Below are 2,432 nucleotides of genomic sequence, written 5' to 3'. Positions count from 1 at the left end.
GCCTGGTGCTGGCGGGCGCTGGCGGCCGGCTTCGCCGCAGGCGACCCGCGCCGCCCGGCGGCGGAGGCGGCAGCGGCGCGCCACGTGGCCGCATCCCTGCCGCATGTGGACGGCCACTACATGGGCTCGCATTGGCTGGCGAGCTTCGCTGTCCTGGCGCTCGACGGCAGCTGAGCGCAGGCCGTCAGCCGGCGGGGCGCGCCTCGTCGGCCGGCGCCTCCGACGCCTCGGCGCGGGCGAGCGGGATCTCCAGTTCGCAGACCAGGCCGGCTGCCTCCCAGCTGCGCCGCACCCGGCCACCGAGCTGGTCGCGGATCGTCGCCTCCAGCACGCGGGAGCCGAAGCCGCGCCGGTCGGGCGGGCCGTGCAGCGGCGGGCCGCCGCGCTCCGCCCAGCGCAGCCGCAGCAGCTTCTCCTCCGCGGCTATCGTCCAGGTCACGGCGACGACGCCGCCGAGGCAGGACAGGGCGCCGTATTTCACGGCATTGGTCGCCAGCTCGTGCAGCGCCATGGCCAGCGCCTGCGTCGCGGTCGGCGCGAGCTGCAGCGGCGGGCCGTCCAGCGTGACGGCGGGCGGGGGCTGGACCCCGCTGCCGGTGCCGACACGCTGGGCGGGCAGGAAGGCCGCCAGCTCCGCCTCCAGCAGCGGGTGCAGCGCCCCCCCCTGCCAGGCGCCGTCGGCCAGCAGGGTATGCGCCCGCGCCAGCGCGGCGACGCGCCCCTCCACCGCGCGGGCATAGGCCCCCGGGTCGGTGCGCGGCGTGAGGCGCAGCGCGGCCTGCACGACCGTCAGCGCATTCTTGGCGCGGTGGTTCACCTCGCGCATCAGCAGCGCCTGGCGTTCCTTCGCCGCCTTTTCCGCGGCGATGTCGGTCACGACGCTGACGGCGCCGGTCACACGGCCCGCCTCGTCGCGCAGCGGGACGGCGCCGACCCGCGTCCAGACTTCCTGCCCGTCGGCGGCCACGTGGATGAAGTCGATGCCCGGCAGCACCGATTCACCGCGCAAGGCGCGCGAAGCGGGAAACTCCGTGGGCGCGATCCGGCTGCCATCGGCATGGAAGCCGCGCCAGCGGTCGTGCTGCGCGGGATCGCGCGAGGGGATGACCTCGGACACGAAGCGGCGCATCTCGCGGTTGGCCACCACGAGCCGCCCGGCCGTGTCGACCAGCCCGACGCCGACAGGCAGCGCGTCCAGGAGAGTCGCGAGCCTGGCCTCGCCTTCGCGCAGCGCGCGCGCCGCGGCGCGTTCCTCCGTGACCTCGCGTGCGACGACGTTGACCGCGACCACCCGCCCGCCGGCGTCCCGCACCGGGCTCCAATCCTCCACCCAGGCACGCCGGACGCCGGGCTGCGCGGGCGTCTCGCCCTCGAGCTCGACGCCGAGGATCGGCTGGCCGGACTCGAAGATCCGTTGCAGCAGCGCTTCGCCCGCCTCGGCGAGGTCCGGCAGGATGTCGCGCACGCGGCGGCCGATATGGGCGGCGACGGGCAGGCCGTTGATGGCGGCGAGGCGCGCGTTGATGCGCAGGAACCGCCCCTCGCGGTCGAGCACGCAGAGCCCGACCGGCGCGGTGTCGTAGATCACGGCGAGCTCGGCGGCGGCCTCCGGGCCGGGCAGCGCCGGCTGCGGCCGGCCGGCCGCGACGGGTCCAGTGGGCTTGGCGGTCTCGGTCGCTGCGCGTGCGTGGCTGCTGTCCATCAATGGCAATCATGGCCGGCTTTGCCGCGCTCCCCGCCGTGCCGGCGATCAGCCGGGTCAGACAGGGAACGGCCCGATTCCGGCCATCGGGTCCTCCGGTCCTGCGGCGATCAACCTACGTCATGACGCCCCGGCAATGGCTTGCCGCGTCTCAGTATCACCCAGGGGTGATGGATGACGCGCGACGCCGCTGCGCACAGCGCAAGCGGATCGTCCGGGAAGCAGCGCGCTGGCGCGCCCGGAGGGATTCGAACCCCCGACCTACGGAGTAGAAATCCGATGCTCTATCCAGCTGAGCTACGGGCGCCGCGCCAGCGCCGCTTACCATCCGGCGCGCCGCCGGTGTAGCGCCGGCACCCGCCCCGCCGGCGCAATGCGCCGGCGCACAGCGCGGTTGACCGCGACGGGTCGATCATTGCCCGGTGATTGACGCGCCCCCCACGCTGCCGGCAAGGTCGAAACGTGTCCGTGCTCGGCAGGAGGGCGCCGCGGACAGCCTGCCAACGGAGGATTCATGCTCCTGCCTCGTCGCAAGATGGCCCTCGCCATCGCCCTGCTGGTGCCAGCCGGCATGCCGGCGGCCCGGGCGCAGCAACGCGGCGCGGCCGGGGCCCCGTCCGGCGACGCGATGGACGAGGTGCTGCGCGCCCGCGGCAATCCCTCCGGCCGCGTCGGCGGCGCGACACGCGGGCCCGACGACCCGCCTTCCCCTGCCCCTCCCCAGCCGCCG

General features: G+C 75.4%; 3 protein-coding genes and 1 tRNA gene. 2 read left to right on the top strand and 2 right to left on the bottom strand.

Annotated elements, in window-relative coordinates:
• Positions 1 to 174 (top strand): DUF2891 family protein (locus OZN99_RS29790; protein WP_270938834.1); only part of this gene is annotated, 174 nt, incomplete at its 5' end.
• A 10-nt stretch (positions 175 to 184) separates the two neighbouring features.
• Here OZN99_RS29790 and OZN99_RS29785 read toward each other — a convergent pair.
• Positions 185 to 1,702, bottom strand: coding sequence for a PAS domain-containing protein (locus tag OZN99_RS29785; RefSeq protein WP_270938833.1), 1,518 nt, complete (start codon positions 1,700 to 1,702; stop codon positions 185 to 187).
• Between the two features lie 230 nt (positions 1,703 to 1,932).
• Positions 1,933 to 2,009, bottom strand: a tRNA-Arg gene (locus OZN99_RS29780).
• A 207-nt stretch (positions 2,010 to 2,216) separates the two neighbouring features.
• Between OZN99_RS29780 and OZN99_RS29775 the strand changes: the two genes are divergently transcribed.
• Positions 2,217 to 2,432 (top strand): hypothetical protein (locus tag OZN99_RS29775; RefSeq protein ID WP_456299914.1); only part of this gene is annotated, 216 nt, incomplete at its 3' end.

Origin of the sequence: Falsiroseomonas oryzae (genome assembly GCF_027856955.1) — a bacterium.
Classification (GTDB): Bacteria; Pseudomonadota; Alphaproteobacteria; order Acetobacterales; family Acetobacteraceae; genus Falsiroseomonas; species Falsiroseomonas oryzae.
This window is presented reverse-complemented; position numbering and strand designations above follow the sequence as displayed.